Source organism: Romboutsia sp. (assembly GCF_056995035.1).
Genome location: NZ_JBXKIW010000042.1, coordinates 1 through 16458, shown reverse-complemented (window position 1 = coordinate 16458; position 16458 = coordinate 1). Strand labels below are relative to the sequence as shown.

General features: G+C 27.2%; 20 protein-coding genes. 9 read left to right on the top strand and 11 right to left on the bottom strand.

Annotated elements, in window-relative coordinates:
* Positions 1 to 63 precede the first annotated feature (63 nt).
* On the top strand, positions 64 to 675 hold the full coding sequence (locus AC11VW_RS04950) for a hypothetical protein (protein WP_484300290.1): 612 nt from the start codon (positions 64 to 66) through the stop codon (positions 673 to 675).
* 125 nt (positions 676 to 800) lie between these two features.
* Here the strand turns inward: AC11VW_RS04950 and AC11VW_RS04945 are convergent, their stop codons facing one another.
* The 5 genes from AC11VW_RS04945 to AC11VW_RS04925 all read right to left on the bottom strand — a co-directional run bounded on the left by AC11VW_RS04945 (position 801) and on the right by AC11VW_RS04925 (position 5751).
* Complete coding sequence (locus AC11VW_RS04945) at positions 801 to 1553, bottom strand: recombinase family protein (RefSeq protein ID WP_484300289.1); 753 nt, start codon at positions 1551 to 1553, stop codon at positions 801 to 803.
* A 249-nt stretch (positions 1554 to 1802) separates the two neighbouring features.
* Positions 1803 to 3458: a hypothetical protein gene (locus tag AC11VW_RS04940; protein WP_484300288.1), complete on the bottom strand. Its 1656-nt coding sequence runs from the start codon at positions 3456 to 3458 to the stop codon at positions 1803 to 1805.
* Positions 3459 to 3473: 15 nt separating this feature from the next.
* Entirely contained in the window at positions 3474 to 4115 is a 642-nt protein-coding gene (locus tag AC11VW_RS04935) for a hypothetical protein (protein ID WP_484300287.1), read from the bottom strand.
* A 20-nt stretch (positions 4116 to 4135) separates the two neighbouring features.
* A complete protein-coding gene (locus AC11VW_RS04930; protein ID WP_484300286.1) occupies positions 4136 to 5092 on the bottom strand; it encodes a helix-turn-helix transcriptional regulator in 957 nt (318 codons plus the stop codon).
* 125 nt (positions 5093 to 5217) lie between these two features.
* Positions 5218 to 5751 carry a hypothetical protein gene (locus tag AC11VW_RS04925; RefSeq protein WP_484300285.1) on the bottom strand — a complete coding sequence of 178 codons (534 nt, stop codon included), beginning with the start codon at positions 5749 to 5751 and terminating at the stop codon, positions 5218 to 5220.
* 266 nt (positions 5752 to 6017) lie between these two features.
* On the opposite strand from AC11VW_RS04925, the gene AC11VW_RS04920 reads away from it, so the two are divergent.
* The 4 genes from AC11VW_RS04920 (at position 6018) to AC11VW_RS04905 (ending at position 9458) form a co-directional block, all read left to right on the top strand.
* The gene (locus AC11VW_RS04920) at positions 6018 to 6962 is read left to right on the top strand and encodes an RpnC/YadD family protein (RefSeq protein WP_484300284.1); all 945 of its coding nucleotides are present in this window, start codon (positions 6018 to 6020) and stop codon (positions 6960 to 6962) included.
* Positions 6963 to 8075: 1113 nt separating this feature from the next.
* Positions 8076 to 8294, top strand: a complete 219-nt coding sequence (locus AC11VW_RS04915; RefSeq protein WP_484300283.1) for a hypothetical protein — start codon at positions 8076 to 8078, stop codon at positions 8292 to 8294.
* A gap of 162 nt (positions 8295 to 8456) precedes the next feature.
* Positions 8457 to 9035, top strand: coding sequence for a hypothetical protein (locus AC11VW_RS04910; RefSeq protein ID WP_484300282.1), 579 nt, complete (start codon positions 8457 to 8459; stop codon positions 9033 to 9035).
* A gap of 147 nt (positions 9036 to 9182) precedes the next feature.
* Complete coding sequence (locus AC11VW_RS04905) at positions 9183 to 9458, top strand: hypothetical protein (RefSeq protein ID WP_484300281.1); 276 nt, start codon at positions 9183 to 9185, stop codon at positions 9456 to 9458.
* A gap of 647 nt (positions 9459 to 10105) precedes the next feature.
* On the opposite strand, the gene AC11VW_RS04900 is transcribed toward AC11VW_RS04905, so the two are convergent.
* From AC11VW_RS04900 to AC11VW_RS04885, 4 genes are all read right to left on the bottom strand, one after another.
* A complete protein-coding gene (locus tag AC11VW_RS04900) occupies positions 10106 to 10438 on the bottom strand; it encodes a hypothetical protein (protein WP_484300280.1) in 333 nt (110 codons plus the stop codon).
* A 394-nt stretch (positions 10439 to 10832) separates the two neighbouring features.
* On the bottom strand, positions 10833 to 11495 hold the full coding sequence (locus AC11VW_RS04895) for an N-acetylmuramoyl-L-alanine amidase family protein (protein ID WP_484300279.1): 663 nt from the start codon (positions 11493 to 11495) through the stop codon (positions 10833 to 10835).
* Positions 11496 to 11695: 200 nt separating this feature from the next.
* Positions 11696 to 12097: a hypothetical protein gene (locus AC11VW_RS04890; RefSeq protein ID WP_484300278.1), complete on the bottom strand. Its 402-nt coding sequence runs from the start codon at positions 12095 to 12097 to the stop codon at positions 11696 to 11698.
* 34 nt (positions 12098 to 12131) lie between these two features.
* Entirely contained in the window at positions 12132 to 12491 is a 360-nt protein-coding gene (locus tag AC11VW_RS04885) for a hypothetical protein (protein ID WP_484300277.1), read from the bottom strand.
* A gap of 289 nt (positions 12492 to 12780) precedes the next feature.
* Here AC11VW_RS04885 and AC11VW_RS04880 point away from each other — a divergent pair, with 289 nt between their 5' ends.
* Both AC11VW_RS04880 and AC11VW_RS04875 read left to right on the top strand, forming a co-directional pair.
* Positions 12781 to 13200: an antirestriction protein ArdA gene (locus tag AC11VW_RS04880; RefSeq protein ID WP_484300276.1), complete on the top strand. Its 420-nt coding sequence runs from the start codon at positions 12781 to 12783 to the stop codon at positions 13198 to 13200.
* The gene (locus AC11VW_RS04875) at positions 13187 to 13384 is read left to right on the top strand and encodes a hypothetical protein (RefSeq protein ID WP_484300275.1); all 198 of its coding nucleotides are present in this window, start codon (positions 13187 to 13189) and stop codon (positions 13382 to 13384) included. The genes AC11VW_RS04880 and AC11VW_RS04875 overlap by 14 nt, the downstream gene beginning before the upstream one ends.
* Before the next feature lie 735 nt (positions 13385 to 14119).
* On the opposite strand, the gene AC11VW_RS04870 is transcribed toward AC11VW_RS04875, so the two are convergent.
* Together AC11VW_RS04870 and AC11VW_RS04865 are read right to left on the bottom strand one after the other, a co-directional pair.
* Positions 14120 to 14308, bottom strand: coding sequence for a CPCC family cysteine-rich protein (locus tag AC11VW_RS04870; protein ID WP_484300274.1), 189 nt, complete (start codon positions 14306 to 14308; stop codon positions 14120 to 14122).
* A gap of 162 nt (positions 14309 to 14470) precedes the next feature.
* The gene (locus tag AC11VW_RS04865; protein WP_484300273.1) at positions 14471 to 15715 is read right to left on the bottom strand and encodes a PDDEXK-like family protein; all 1245 of its coding nucleotides are present in this window, start codon (positions 15713 to 15715) and stop codon (positions 14471 to 14473) included.
* Positions 15716 to 15872: 157 nt separating this feature from the next.
* On the opposite strand from AC11VW_RS04865, the gene AC11VW_RS04860 reads away from it, so the two are divergent.
* Both AC11VW_RS04860 and AC11VW_RS04855 read left to right on the top strand, forming a co-directional pair.
* On the top strand, positions 15873 to 16106 hold the full coding sequence (locus AC11VW_RS04860; protein ID WP_484300272.1) for a DUF1659 domain-containing protein: 234 nt from the start codon (positions 15873 to 15875) through the stop codon (positions 16104 to 16106).
* 84 nt (positions 16107 to 16190) lie between these two features.
* A complete protein-coding gene (locus AC11VW_RS04855; RefSeq protein ID WP_484300271.1) occupies positions 16191 to 16424 on the top strand; it encodes a DUF2922 domain-containing protein in 234 nt (77 codons plus the stop codon).
* The last annotated feature ends 34 nt before the right edge of the window (positions 16425 to 16458 follow it).

The window sequence follows — 16458 nt, the reverse complement described above, 5'->3', positions numbered from 1 at the left end:
CACATCGTACCTATCCATAGTTATCATAAATGAAATAGTATAAAAATATGAGGGGGAAAAATATTGAAAAAATTATTTATAATATTATGTGTCGTTTTATCATTAGGCATAGTTGGATGTAGTAATACAAATAGTAAAAAAGATATCACTATAGTTAAAGAAAAATTTGATGAAATTGATGAAATGAAAGATAATATTGAAGGTAACTCTACGGGAATATATAAAATTAACAATTTAGAAAAAGGTAACTATAAGGTTACAATCCTTATGGCAGAATATAAGGATGGAAAATTAAAAGAATCAAATGATGTACTAACAAAACAAGTAGAACTAAAAGATAATAAAGATAATTTATATATAGGTATGAATGTAAATGATGATGACTTAAGATTAGGTATAAGTCAAATTGGTAAAAATGACTCTTTTTCTTCAAGATCTAGTAATATCAGTTTAGACGATGGATGTACATGGTCAATGTTACACAATAACGGTGATGAATATCCTAAAATGCAATTAAATAAAGAAATATCAATTGCATCATTTAGCAATGGAAAAAATGGTACGGCATATGGAATACCTTTGGGAGAAGATACACCTAAACCAAGTGATTTTAATTTTGATGGACATACAAATTCAAAAGATACGATTGTGTACTTAAAGATAAATAAAATGTAATACCAAAGTTACCTCAATCTAAGTAATACATTCTTTGGTATTACTTAGATTGAGGTAACTTCGATGCAAAATTCCGGAAATATTGGAAATACTTACTTATTTTTAATTTTATGATCTATATTCTTTTATTTAGATTTATTAACCTTATTCCATAAATACTTTGATATTATAGGCTCTATATCTAAAGTGATATCATTCTTTTCTTTTTTACCATGATACTGAAATACTCCAATATAATTTTTATTTCTCAAAATGTAATCTACTTTTTGCTTAGAAAATCCATACTTATTGCCTATCTTAGCTAATGAAAGTCCCTTAGACCTTAATTTAAATATATCTCTTACTATTTGTGATTCTTCTTGGTTCACGATAAACATTCCATTTTTATCAACTTTATAACCTAGTGCTGGCTTACCACCAACAAACTTATTCTCATTTAATCTTGCTATTCTACCATTACGAGTTCTTTCATTAATTATTGCTCGTTCAAATTCTGCAAAACTTCCAAGCATCTGTAAAAACAACATTCCTTGTGGATTTGAGGTGTCGAACAATTCTGTAACGCTTACTAAAGCTACTTCATACTCTTGTAGTTCATATATCATAGCTAATAAATTATATAAACTTCTGTGTATTCTATCATTTTTATAGACTACAATCATATCTATATCATTTTCTTTAACATAAGTAATCATCTTATCATACTGTGGTCTATCTGTAGATTTACCTGATACTGCTTTATCTATAAACATTTTATCTATCACGATATCGTGAAGCTTGCAATACATTTTAATTTTATCTTCTTGGTCCTTTAATGAAGTATTATCTACTTGCATTAATGTAGATATTCTACAATAGCCTACCGCTCTTTTTTTCATACTGTCCTCCAAGTGTCAATTTTTATATTTTCATTAAATTAATAATGATATTTTAACTTTAATTCGTAAAGTTAGTCGGCTCAAACTTGACTTTTTTATTGTATGTCCATCTATAAATCTAAATAATTCCAATACTTTAAACTTTAATTTATAATTCATTTTTTTAATTTTTATATAAACTATTTTAATTTATTTATCAAAGTTTGTCGAATACAAAAAAAAAAGTCAGATTGCACTGACTTTTATTTTCTATACCAATTCATACTTTTCAATTATACCATCGAAGTATAAATCTCTTTCTTCTCTATCATCATCTAACTTTTCAATTATTAAATCTAGTTTTTTATTTTTATTAACCTTAAAAATATCTATCTTATCAATTGCACAAACAACAAATATAGTTAGTAATCCTGTTATTAATCCCATACAAACAGCTAAGACCTTATCTGATAAGGGTAATATTGATAAATACTTTTCTAGTTGTTCCTCTATCACAATTCCACCACACACAATAATAGCAGATGCAATTATTTTAGATGCTTCATGTAATCTTTCAGCTTTTGACATACTTTCTGAAGGAGTAACTATCATCTTTAAAGCTTTTGCCAAAGACATTATTCCTTCTCTAATTATTCTAACCATATGTTTATATGTTGTTTTAAAAGAATTTACTATGAATGTTATCACATTAGATAACATTCCACTTATAAATCCAGTAGCAAACATTTCAACTACATAATTAAAACTATTTAATACTTTATTTTTTATATTAGTTAATCTAATTTTCAATTCTTCAAAGAAAGATTTATCTATATTTTTTTTATTATTTAGTCTAATCTTTACAAAATCACTTATTTCTATAAATGATGCATCTACAAATGCGTGTAGCACTATTCCTATTGCTTGTTGCTTGCCTTGTTTTAATCCTTGGTCTATGCTAGTATCGAAACGCTCCTTGTCTTGTTTTTTTATTTTAGCTTTTTCTTGTGTATTTTTTATGTGCTTTCTAGCTTCTTCATCTTTTCCTAGTGCTTTTTCTCTATCAATTCCATATTTTTCTTCTTTGGTCATACCTTTGGTGGGACCACTTTTATCAGTATTATCTAAAAATTCTTCCATACTTTGTTTTCCTTTAGATTGATTTAGAGCACCCGATGTCATAGATAGATTTTTATCATCTATTGCCATGTTTCTTCTTTGAGTTTCATCCATAAATAAATGATTTGTTGGATTTTCATTAATTTCTTTTGCTGATACTCTATGATCTAAATGTGACCTACCATCCTTAGAAATTTCTTTGCCTGTATATTCATCTATTAACGGACCTTCACATTGTAATCTTTTTTTACGCTTTGCTTTAAAATCTTTACCTTCGTATTCTTTTCTATTAAAGTCTTCATTGCTGTTAACAAAATTTTTAGCTTTATCTAAATCATTGTCATTTGCGACAATTACATCACCGTTTTTTCCATTTTTTATTAACGTGGCTTGTTCTTTAAAATTATGTAATGTGGTTACATTTCCACCATTCTTATCTTTTATCATAAATTTAGATAATCCAAATGGTCCTATAATAGATTCTATAACTGAATCTTTACATGTATTTATTAATTCTTCAAAAGAGTTTTCATCTATACTATCTGATAACTCCTTTAGTATTTTTTCTATATCATCCTTTGATACTTTATTAACTTCATTTAAATCTAATATATCTAAATTAAAGTATTCTTCTAACTTATACTTATCATCTATCAATGAAGTTATATAATTATTACTAGCTAACGCTTCCTCCACTTTATAAACTTCTAAAGGCTTATAATCTTCTTTTATAACTCTTAATCGCGGTTCTTTGTTTTTATTCTTAATATCATTAATGCTCAATAATAATTCTAAGTCTTTACTCATATTTTTCCCCCAAGCTTATATAACTGATTCTAAATCAAGTATACAATCATACATATTTTCATATTTAGAAGCTATCAACATTAATAAGTTATTTAATACTTCTTTTTCTTCATTATTTAATTCATATTTTGCTATTCTAAGTGCCTCCATCCATTCAACTGGGTTTTCAGCAAGTTTATTGAATATATCTTGGATTTCATCTTTAATTAAATCACTTGATGTACCATATAATATTGTTTTTAAGAATTCCATATCGCTGCTATCAAAATCTTTATTTCTATTTATGGCTGAAACCCCTATTGCAAATAAAGAGCTCATAACTTTATCATCTTCTTTTAATTTACTTATAATTGTTTCGTATTTTAATTTTAGTTCTTCATAATTAGCTTTCATTTTTTTTATAATCTCTAATAATTTATCTTCTCTAGCTTTATTTTCTGCTTTTAACCTTGTCTCAACATCCTTTTTTTGTCTTTCTCTTTCATTTTCATCTTCTTCTGATAATGCATATCCTAAAATTGCACCTACTCCTGCCCCTACCATTAGTCCTGTTCCCGTTAATACACCAACTGCGCCAAAAACAGGTGCAAATGTTAATCCCACAATTATAGTGGCTGCTCCTCCTAGCATATCTCTAGCTGTTTTAAAAAAGCTCATTAATATCTCCCTCTCTTTTGTTAATTATTATAAAATTCATTCATCACAACTAATTCTTCTTTTATTTTTTCTATAAGCGATGATGGTTTTATTACCCTAATAAGTTTACCCTGGCTTAAAATCCATTTTATAATTCCAGTTCCATATACCTCAGCTTCAATGACATATTTTTTATCATCTGCATCTACAATTATAGCTGTAGGCAATCTATCTAATATAGAATCTATATCTTGTCCATAAAATTCAAATTGAGCTTTAATGAGTTCACCACTATACATGAATTGAACCCTCTCTCTAAACTCATATTCATTAAATCTATTACTATAATTAATATCGTACTTTCTGTCAGTAACTTTATAATCTTGTATTCTATCAATTCTAAAAATAGTTGGACTTTCAAATTTTCTATTCTCAAAATAAGCTATTAGATAAAAATAATACTCTGAGAATAGTATTCCTACAGGACTTATTACTCTCTCTACACTATTATTATTTGGTCTTATGTAGTTAATCTTTATTATATTTTTATTTTTTATAAAATCGCTTATCTCCCATATCTTATTTATAAGATTTTTTTTATGAATAAGTGGTTTAAAATTATAATATTCATTTGCTATTAAATCTTTGATTTTTTTCTTTTCATCTAAATTTGATTGTTCTAATATCCCATTTACTAAACATTCCATTTCTTGTGAGTTAAAAGCTCTACTATCAAGAAGTACTTTTAGCAATGAAAATACCTGAGCATCCTCTAGCGTTTTACCATATTTTTTTTCTAATTTATATCCTTTATCTTTATTTGAATATTTTACAGTGTTATTTGTATACGCTAAGTATTCTTTAATACTGGCTATATCTCTATGTATAGTCTTTTCACTAATATTAAATTTTTCAATTAAGTCATTTGTTTTAATTAATTTATTATTTATTAAGTTTTCAAATATATATAGTATTCTTTGGTTCTTTAGGATATCCATATTTCACATTCCCCTTTAGATAATTTTACCAAATAAAAAGGACATATATTGTCCTTTTTATAATTTAATATACATTTTCATAATAAATATGCATATAGTTATTTAAATTTTTAAATATTGATATACTACTTATTATTTTTCATAAAATCTTTTAATGCCTGAGCCATAAGGTCTTGTTTATTAAACTCTTTGTTTTCACCACAGAATACATCAAAATCATCCCAAATAATTTTATTTATTCTTATAGTAGTTCTAGTAGTTTCACTCTCGGGCAAATCAATCTTAATTCCTTCATTTATAACCTCGATGACTTCTGTCATACTATTGTCATCACGATTTTTAAACCATTTTATCATATCTAAAATTACATCTTTATGCTCTATAATTTCTATCATATCCTGTTTTATATTATTAGGATTACTCATTGTCATACTATTGTCATCAGTAACTGTAATTGGCTTTATTTCAACATTTAAACCTTGATGACAACTGTCATCTCTTTGAATATATATATCATTTTCAACTTTGTAACCTTTATTTCTCATATATTTTGTCATACTATCTAAATGCTTATATCCTAGAATATCTTTTATTTCATGTCTTGTTTTTCCTTCACTTTGAAGTTGTAATATATAATTAACTTTTTCTATAATAATCACCCCTTATACACATTGATGACAAGTGTCATCAATAAATTATATCATAAAGAAGCTAAACAATTTTCTAATTTCGAAATATATCTAACATCTTTATAATCCCCAAAATACACATGTATGACAACTGTCATCAACTCCATATACTTAAAATAACCACTATTAAAATTTTACTTGTAGTTTAATTAATGTATCTAATTACCTCTACTCATAATCCTTTTAAATAACTATTATTTAGGTTATAATTATATATAATGAAAGTAGGTGTTATCTTGAATAATTCAAAAGAAAAAGTTAAATTAGATGAGGTCTTAAAGTATTTATTTTCAACATCAAATAAAGTTCTTATAAAACTTTTAAATGGCGTATTTAATGAGGATTTTAATGAAGATGAAGTTAATTTAACAGTTAGTAATAATGAATTTATAGAAGATACTCTAAGTGTTATTCGTGGAGATATGTTCTTTGATATAATAAAAAATGATAATAAAAAGGCTAGTTACCATCTAGAATTTCAAACTAAAAATGATAATACAATGGTAGTTAGAATGTTTGAGTACGGCTTTAAAAAAGGAAAAGAAAGTTCTACTATAAATAAAGATACTCAAATGAAAACTTTATATTTTCCTAAACAAAAAGTTATATTTTTTGAGCAAAATAAGAATATAGATGATTTATTAAAATTAAATATAGTCTTTCCTGATAATCAAGAGATACTCTATTCTGTAGAAGTACTTAAATACTGGGAATTTACAGACGAAGATCTTATAAAAAGAAAAATGTATCCACTAATTCCTCTCCAATTATTTAGTCTTAGAAAAGAGTTAGAAATCGCTCAAAGAAAAAATGATGTACAGAGAATAAAGGATTTATCTCATATTTCTAAAAATTTAGCTGAAAAATTAGCAAAGGAATCAAAAGATTTATTTTTAGAAAATGAAATTTTAGGTGAAGATTTTCATAAAATGTTATTAGCAATACAAAATTTAATTGAATATTTAAATAGAAATTATTTTAAAGATGATAAATTAGAAGAAGAGGTGAATACAATGACTAAAACATTATATGATCCAGAGGTTGAGAAAAGAGGTTTTGATAAGGCTACAATAGAAAATGCTAAAAATCTATTAGATGTACTTGATGATGAAACTATATCATCTAAACTTAATTTAGATATAGAAATTGTGAAAAAGTTAAGACTTGAAAATATGAACTAAAATGATAGCCCTTGAGATAATCTCAGGGGCTTACTTTAATTAAAGATAATAGGCTAATAGTTGAAGTAGGAGCAAAAACACTCCTACCTCAACTATTTTTATTTATATATTTGGGTCAAAACTCTGGTGTCTAGTCTGACATCACAGATTGTAGCTGAAAAACGCTACAAACTGTGATGCCAGCCTAAAAAACATACTGCATCAGTTAATCATAATATATCTGCACCACTACAAAGCCACTACTTTTTTAATAAGTTTATATTTAAAATTAATTTCACTACTAATAATAATCTTGATTTGATTTATTTTTAGTTATAATAATTCTACTTTTATAATGCTGTATCTATTGTTATTGCTATACTTGATTTTGATACTTATGGAGTTTGGCTATTGCCACCGAGCTTTCCGTTGCAATCTTTTGAGCAAAGAACGCTCAAAAGTATTTCCACTACAATCTCTAACTCAAAACCCTCCTAAATCAAACTTCTCATGTAGATTTAAAGTACGTTTTTTTCTAGTTAGTTTTATTAGTTATCTAAAACATGACCTTCGGTCCTGCCCCTCTGACTAAGGGTAAAAGCACTCACACTATTCGCTACTAACATACTTCGTAAACATCATATACATATCATGCCTGCTACGTATCTTATCCGCTCATCTGTGTTCGTAGCTTCTTTACCCTAGCCATTCACTGCCCTGTCGCCCAATGCCCTATGTGCTTAGTTTTTTAGCACATCCTACCATTATTATTTTGTATAGCCTCCACGTTTTTGATAATATACTTTATTAGTTTTTTAAAGTTTATCGCTTTGTAATTACTACATAAGTTTAGTTACTTGGTGTCAGCAATAAAAATTATTTCTTGGTACTCCGCATTGGATAAAACCGCTGCTCCGCTATCCAATGCTTGTTCATAATAGCTTTTATAGTGAACAATATTATTAGAACTATACTCTGCTTAAAATGTATTTTTTGAGAATATTACTTAATTTGATACAATATAATTAATGTTTTGCAAATAGAAATGGGATTTATATTAATATTATAGTAGGAAAAGATTTCAAAAAAATTAGTCTAGTTCTTATTGTATTAACTATAATAAGAAATATTTGTATGTTTAATATTATGCCAACAGATATGTTAGTTAAAATTGATACAAATGAAGTTATGACGAAAGGAGTAGCTTTATCATTATGTCCGATAGTAGGAGCATTAGTGTTATGGATTGCTAATGAAAAAAAGGAATACTCATATTACATAACTAACATACTTGTACAAGTAATACTATTTATAAGTAATATTATATTAATTTTCAAGAATTTGGCGCGATAATATCATATGTTGTATAAATAAACGACTTAAATATAAGTCGTTTATTTGTGTTTAAAAAAGCATCTGTTTTAGTGGACACTTAGTAAATAGATACACATGTATATAAGTAGAGTTATTTGGAATAAATATATATAAAGTTAAATCAATTGGAGAAGATGTAACATGTTTAAAAAGACATTTATTTACTCATTTTCAATATTAATAATAACTACAATGTTATTAATGTTTAGTAATATCCAACAGTTCAATAGTAATCTGATTTGTAATGCCGAATCCATCTCAAATAATGATTTAAAAGATGAAAATATTCAACTTAAACATCAAATTAAATCACTTGAAGGTACAATTTCACTGCTTAAAGAGGCCTTAGATGAGTTAGGAGCTACGACACCAAATGATGCTATAAATATATGGGCAAAAGGTATACAAACAAGAAATGGTTATCTACAATATTATGTTTTATGTGATGCAATGAAAAATGAATTTAAAGAAGAACTGTCTAAATCTCAACGTACTTCTTGGGTAACCGGGTATTCAAGTCCTTGGGTATCAAGTTTTGATATTGTGAATATAGAAAAAATAAACTCCTTAAAGTACAAATTTATTATAAATTTTAATTGGGCTACCTCCGCAGGTCCAGAGAATTCAACCGAGATTACTGTTACTGCAACTAAAATAGATAATAAATGGTGTATAAGTGATATATTATGGAATGATACTATGAAAAAACTCATATTTTAACTGATTCTGAGAGTACACATATTAAGTTAGTACTCTCTTTTTAAGTGTTCAAAAAACAGCTGTTTTAGTGTACAGGACTAAACCTTAAATTCTGATATAATTAAATTAACAATTGATAAATAGTCTGAACAAAAAATGGGGGATTATATGAAGTATGAAATTGCAAAGAGGTATTTAGTAGTCATGGCTATTATTTTTATAATAGGCTTAATATTAACACTTTCGTCAGTATCAATAGGACGAAGCATAGCATTAAATATATTAATACAAAATGGAGGGATGGATACAGCGGAGTATCAACTAATTATTAAATCTTATATAGAATCTATAAGGGCTTGTGGCGTAGTTATTTCATTATTAGGTGGATTAGGAACTTTACTTAGTGGATATACATTATATAATAATACTAATGAACAATCTTGAGATATTGAACACTAAAAATATAAATTAAGTACTTAGTTATAGTTGTTATATGTTATATCTTAAATAAGGGAAAGATTTAAAGTAATGAAATATAAATTTACTTTTATAGCTGTAGGACTATTAATTTCTATGGGAATATCTTTTATGATTTTTGATGTTTTAAAATTTAATAAATTAAGTGGCCCTATTATCTCGGGATTAGTATGTGGTTTGATTTTAAATATTTTGTATAGAAAGATGAAATTTAAATAGAGGTCTAATGGAGTAGTAAGATTAAAATTACTGCTCTTTTTTATGTTCAAAAAACACTTCTTATCGTGAACAGTTAAGATATATAAATTAAAATTCGATATCTCCAGTTAATTTGATAATAAATTGTTCAAGAAATTATAGTGACGTTTTCGTGTGCAAAATATTGGTGTCATAACTTAAAAGTTATGATTAAACATTTAAAGATTTAATTATAAAAAACATTAAATCTTTAAAAATAAAAAAATCGCTATAACTAAGTTATATCAATGCTTTCAAATTTAAGTGACCGATTTTTACACGTATCTCGTCCTCCTACCAAGGTGGTTTGATCAAAAATCTCGGAAAAAACACAGGTAGGCCTAGAGATAATACTCTAGTTTTTTTATGATTTTTATTTAATAAAATTTAGACAATTTACTTAAAGATTTGTATGTATAAATAAGTATCACGAGAATAAATAACAGATTTGATATATCTGATATAGCTTCTATCTGAACAACAGATTTGCCTATTATTCCTGATATAGATGATATTATAGCAAGTACACCTGATAAATACATCCATTTACTATTAAAATTTATATATCCGTCAGTATCTTTGATTTTTTCTAGTTTGACAAATCTATTACCACATCTTTTTAAATCTTTATCCTTTTTTAGTTTATACGCAGAATATATAAAATTAACTCCACACAAAAAAATAGTTCCATCCAATAAAACCCAAATCATAAATTTACCCCCTATTATTTTACCTTTTGACATATATAATACCTAAATGAAGATATTATATCAATATTTATGGGCTGAAATGTAGTCTTTGTTAAAAAATATATAAAGTGAATTATGTTGCATGCAAAGCTTTTTTAGCACATAAATTTTAATAACAACAAATCTATTTTTTTATTACTAAAGAGTTCATTAAAGTAGTAAATAATAAACTTGTTAACTGTTTAAGAAATTCTATTGATGCTTTTATGCACAAAACAAAAGTGTCATAACTTTATAGTTTTGATACCTTCGAAATTCACTAGTATTATAAATACTTATAGCGGTGTCAAAAGTAAGCATCAAAAAAGTATTAAATATAGTTTTCTAAACTATATTTAATACTTTTTATAATTTTTTAAATTATATAAGCATCTTCAAAACCTTTATTTTTAGCCATTTCAACTTGATTTACAGCGTTGTTTTTATCTCGATATGCTCCAATACAAACTTTATACAAAGTATCATTATTAACTTTTCCTAATCCAAATAACTCTATTAAATTATCTCTAATTGCAGAAGCTACGGCCTTAATATTTGCATTAACTTTTAAGTCTTTCTCCGCAGCTATATTTGAAATAAAATCAACTTCAATTAAACTAGCTGGCATATTTGTATTTTTTAAAACTGAAAGCTCCTTACTTAATTTAACTCCCCTATTTCTAATATTAAAAATCTTTGAAATATCATCACAAACTCCCTTAGAAAAATTATTTAACTTAGTATTGCCATTGCTATATTGCCATGTTTCAACACCTCTAACACTCTTGTCACTAGCTGAATTGATATGAATAGATAAAAAATAATCTGCTTTAAAATCATTTGCTATCTTGGCTCTTTCACTCAATGATAAATATTTATTTTCTAACCTTGTAAATTTAACTTCCAGCTCATAATTTTTCAATGACTCATTTAATTCTTTTCCTATAGCTAAAACTATATCTGCTTCATATATTTTATTTTGTCCAACTGCTCCTGGATCACTTCCTCCATGCCCTAAATCAATAACTAATTTCTTCATAAAATCCCCTTTCCACTTATTAACAATTTATCAACAATCCATGTACAATTTAATTATAGGATTGGGAGGGGATTTTATGGAAAGAAAAGACATAAACGCACAATCTTTAAAAAATAAAATAGGAAAAAATAATTTTAAGATACTTTTAGATTACTTATTGCATTTAAGTACACGAAAATAGCCTGTATAGGCTTTATTATTTATTTACTATCATTTGTATTAAAAGCAAAACTTTTAAGCTCTAATCCTTTAATTTCACCAGATGACCAACTATCATTTACTTTTTCTTCTTTTCCATTAATACTATTATCTTTTTTACTAGATCTTGAGCCTTTAACCTTAACCTTTTGAGAATTAATTTTTCTTTTCTCAGCCTTTTCTTTCTTGGCTTGTTTTTTCTTATATTCTTCAAATTTCAAGGTTCCAAAATTTTTAACCATAGCTTGCTCTGTAATTATCCAAGTTGTGCCTATCTTTTTTATGTCTTCATCAATAACAAACTTCTCACGAGCTACTTGTTTTCTTAAACATGAAGCATCTATTCCGTATATTTCTGCCACATCAAGAAAAGTATATAGCCCTTCAAAACTTCCTTTAGCCATCATATCACCTCATTAAATATATAGTTTATGTAAATTAAATTCCATAATGAATTAACCATTTATCTTCTTTAATCGCATCAGATATTTTATTTATCAATACATCTAGTTCTTTTGATTTACACTCAACATTTTCATCAATAACAATATTTAAAAATTGTTTAAGAGAGCTTGGCGGTATTAAAGTTATCCCATAATATGCAAGGTCTTTGTAAGGTCTATTTGTATTATGAGCGAATGTTTCAAGTGTTTTCATTTTAGTTCCGAAACCTTTATGATATATTTCATCAATAAGGTCACCATCTACACCAATACAATTATATTTTTTTGGTTCATAACTATAATTTTTATTTTCTTCAATACAGTCAACTATTCCAAACTCATGAATATAAGCCATTCATATACCTCCATTAATAATATTCCCTCAAACGTGACATTTGATAATCCGAATTTCTACTTTTATTGTCCTATTTGCGTGAATTAAAGTCAAATATTTTTCATAATTCATTGTCACTTTTGCGGGACACATTTTTAATATATTAAATGGTTGGAATTATATGTTCAATCTTTTTAATTAAGCACTTAAAATGTTGTAATTCCAATACTTTAATAGATATTTTCCACACAGAAAGTACATAATATAAATATAGAAATACACGTATTAAATACATCTAAGGAGTGAAAAAATGCAAATATATATAGCAGATTTAGAAAGCTACAACAGCGGATATTTAAAAGGAGAATGGATTGAACTTCCTACAGATAATGAAAATATAAATGATGCGATTTTAAGACAAAGTAAAAATGGACAAAGTGATTTTGCGATTCACGATTATACTCTCCCTTTTGAAATTGGAGAATATACAGACCCAATAAAAGTAAATCAATTATGTGAAGCTATAGAAGATTTAGATTTAAATAGATATTTAATAGAACACCTTGAATGCTCTTGTGGAATTGATTTTAAAAATACAGATATCCATACACTTAAAAATTATTTAGATAATGTTTATACACTAGAAGCCAGTAACAATTCTTTCTTAAAAGCCATATATGCACCAGCATTGGATAGCAGAGCAGCGGTTTTATCCAATGCGGAGTACTAACAAATCAACTTCCATACCGACACCAACTAACTACACTCATGCAATAACTATAATAAATAAACTTAAAAGGACCAATGCAGCAACTTATCAAAAATGTGGAGGTTCTATAACCTTTATTTGGAGCAATGCACCAACAAAAACTAACACACAGGGCATTGGGCGACGGGGCAGTGAATGGCAATAACAAATAAGCTACGAACACAAATGAGCGAATAAGATACGTAGCAGACTTGATATGAAATATGATGTTTGCGAAGTATGTTAGAAGCGAGTAGTGTGAGTGCTTTTGTTATTAGTCAGAGGGGCAGGGCCGAAGGCCAATCTTTTCGATTAACCATTAAAGCTACTAGAAAAAAATACACTCTCAAAGCATAGGAAATTCACGATAGCAGGAGGGTTTTGAGTTAGCGATTGAACGAAAATCATTTTGAGCGCTCTTTGCTCAAAATATTGAAGTGGAAAGCGCGGTGGCGATAGCCAAACTCCCAAAGTCTTAAAATCAGGTATAGCAATAACAATATCGATTTAACTATTATTAGCTCCTACAAATTCAAGTTTAACTTTTTTATCAGTAATTAATAATCAAAATATTAAAGGAGCTGATATATTGGAAAAAGTAAACTTCGGTTTAAATAAAAGAGAATCTTTTGTAACTATTAATTTACTTATAAGTATTGCTATTACCTTATTTGCACTATTATGTTTATTTATCTTATTAAATAAATAATGTATCTAGTTTTATAACTACTAGCCGATTTTACACGTATTTCAGTGTTTTAGTCTGGCATCACAGTTTATAGCGCTTCTCAGCTATAATCTGTGAGGTCAGACTCGACCCCAAAGTTTTTGACCCCAACATATAAATAAAGATAGTTGAGGTAGGAGCGGGGTTTGCTCCTTCTTCAACTATCCTCTTATCCTAAATTATAGGTATTCCTTTCTTATATGCTTCTCTTAATGTCATTTTATTAGGTCCTGTTGGTCCATCTTCATTTTCTTTTGGACCACTATTTTGATAGCTACAATTATCACAAATATCAAACCATTCTACTTCTTCCGCTTGGCAACATGGACATATAAGTTTATATCCTATATTTTCTTCTTTCATATATCCCTCAAATGCTTTCTTTGCTCATTCTGGAGCATCTTCTTTAATTTTCCATTTATCTAATTCCATATCTACATAATCCATAAACTCTTGATATGGCCCTATCACTATATTTCATCTCCTATATTTTCTTATTTTTCTATACTATCTATTGAATATTTTTTATTTCAGCTTCTTTAACATATTACAAATACTTTCTTCACATGAATCTACAAATTGATTAAATTTATTTTCATCGAATAAATCAAAATATGCTTCATTAAAATCCTTAAAGTTAGGACAAATACCTTCATCGTCAATCGGTAAGTACTCCCAATAAATCCACCATCCACCAGAACATGATTCATGTTCATGTAGTAATTCATTAACTTCACTATCACTTAATATTTTCTTATTAAATTTATTCTTCTCTGGGGTGCAGAATCCTATGAAAATATGAGTATCTATTTCAAGTCTCAAGCAAAGATCTACATCTTTCTTATCTAAGCTTTTCACAAAATAACTAATCCCTGGATATGTTGAGCCTTTTTTATCATAGTATGTATTTACTAACTTATAATTATTTTCTTTGTAAGAATAATAAGGTAATTTATTTTCACTCTTAAATACCTTATCTATACGTTCTTCAATAGCTTCTAATACTTTTCTTATCATTTGTGTTTTACACACTTTCAAGCTTTTTTCAATCTCTATAGCACTTATCATATTTTCTTTTGATGCTACTAATGTTTTAACTATTTCATCTTCTTTTTCTTCTAGTAATAAACTTGTCATGTTCCTTATTACCCCCATAAATTGTAATATAATTTCCCTAATTGGAGCTATCTTAATAGTTTCTTGATGTGAAATACATTTGTTTAACCAAAGGAGTATTTCATTATCAAAAGAAATTTGAGTTACTTCCTCATATCCAATGATTTCGTTTGAATCCTCATAAATAGGAGTAAGTCCCTTTGCACTATCTTCACTTGGACAGTTGCCATTTAAAGTTAAATAAAATACATTTGATTTTTTTACACATTGATAGTAATCAAAACACTGTTTATGCTGATCTCCTGCATAAATTTTAACCTCTATTGGAATAAATTTTTCATTAGTTTCAATAACTAAATCGATTCTTCTATTTCCACTAATAACAAGTTCTCTATGTACTCTAGCTGTTTTATAATCTAAATCACTAAATTTCATCTTAAGTACATTTTCTACAAATAGCCTTAAGTAAGTATCACCTTGATAATGGCTACCTTTTGGGTTTAAAAGTTCATAAATAAATCTACATATAGTTACTTCATCAGTAGATTTATTTACTATATCAAATATATTAAAATATCCCCCAGTTTTTTGATTTATTAATTCATACTTCTTTGAAATCTGTGAAACCTCAGATAATAGCAATTGTATATTCATAATCCCCTATCCTTTTCTATATTTTTCACTTCTAAACATATCACTAAATTTTTTCTGAAACAATATTTTCCAAAAATAATACTCAACTATATTTTAGGACTTAACATAGATCATCTAATACAATGAACTTAATCACAAGATAAAAGGAGGTAATAACATGCCATTAGCAGGAAGTATAGTAGAGATTAAAGAGGGTTCTTCATTAAAAATGAAATTCGATTGTGGCTTAAATGATGAAGGAAAGACAATAGTAAAATCAAGAACTTACTCAAATGTAAAAGCAGATGCAGTTGCTCTTGATGTTTATAATGTTGCACAAACATTGCAATCACTTCAAAAACACAAATTAATGTCAGTAGTAAAGCAAGATAACACAAATTTAAGTGCATAGTAAAATTCGCTATGCTCATATCGCAAACGACCTTAAAAGGCAGGTCGTTACTTAAAAAATATTTTATACAAGGAGGAATAAGAAATGGTAGGAACAGAAGTTAAATTATTAATGACATTCTCAACAGAAGGTGGGAAAAAAGTAAGTTTATTCATAACAGATCCAAAAGAAGATTTAACAGAAGCACAAATAAAAGCTGCAATGGATTTAATAGTAGCTAAGAACATATTTGCCCCTAATGGCGAAGATTTAAAAACTCCATTAGAAGCAAAAGTTGTTCAAACAGAAACTACAGACTATGACCTTGTAGTTGCGTAACACATGAAACGTTGCTCAAAGCACCTAAGAAATG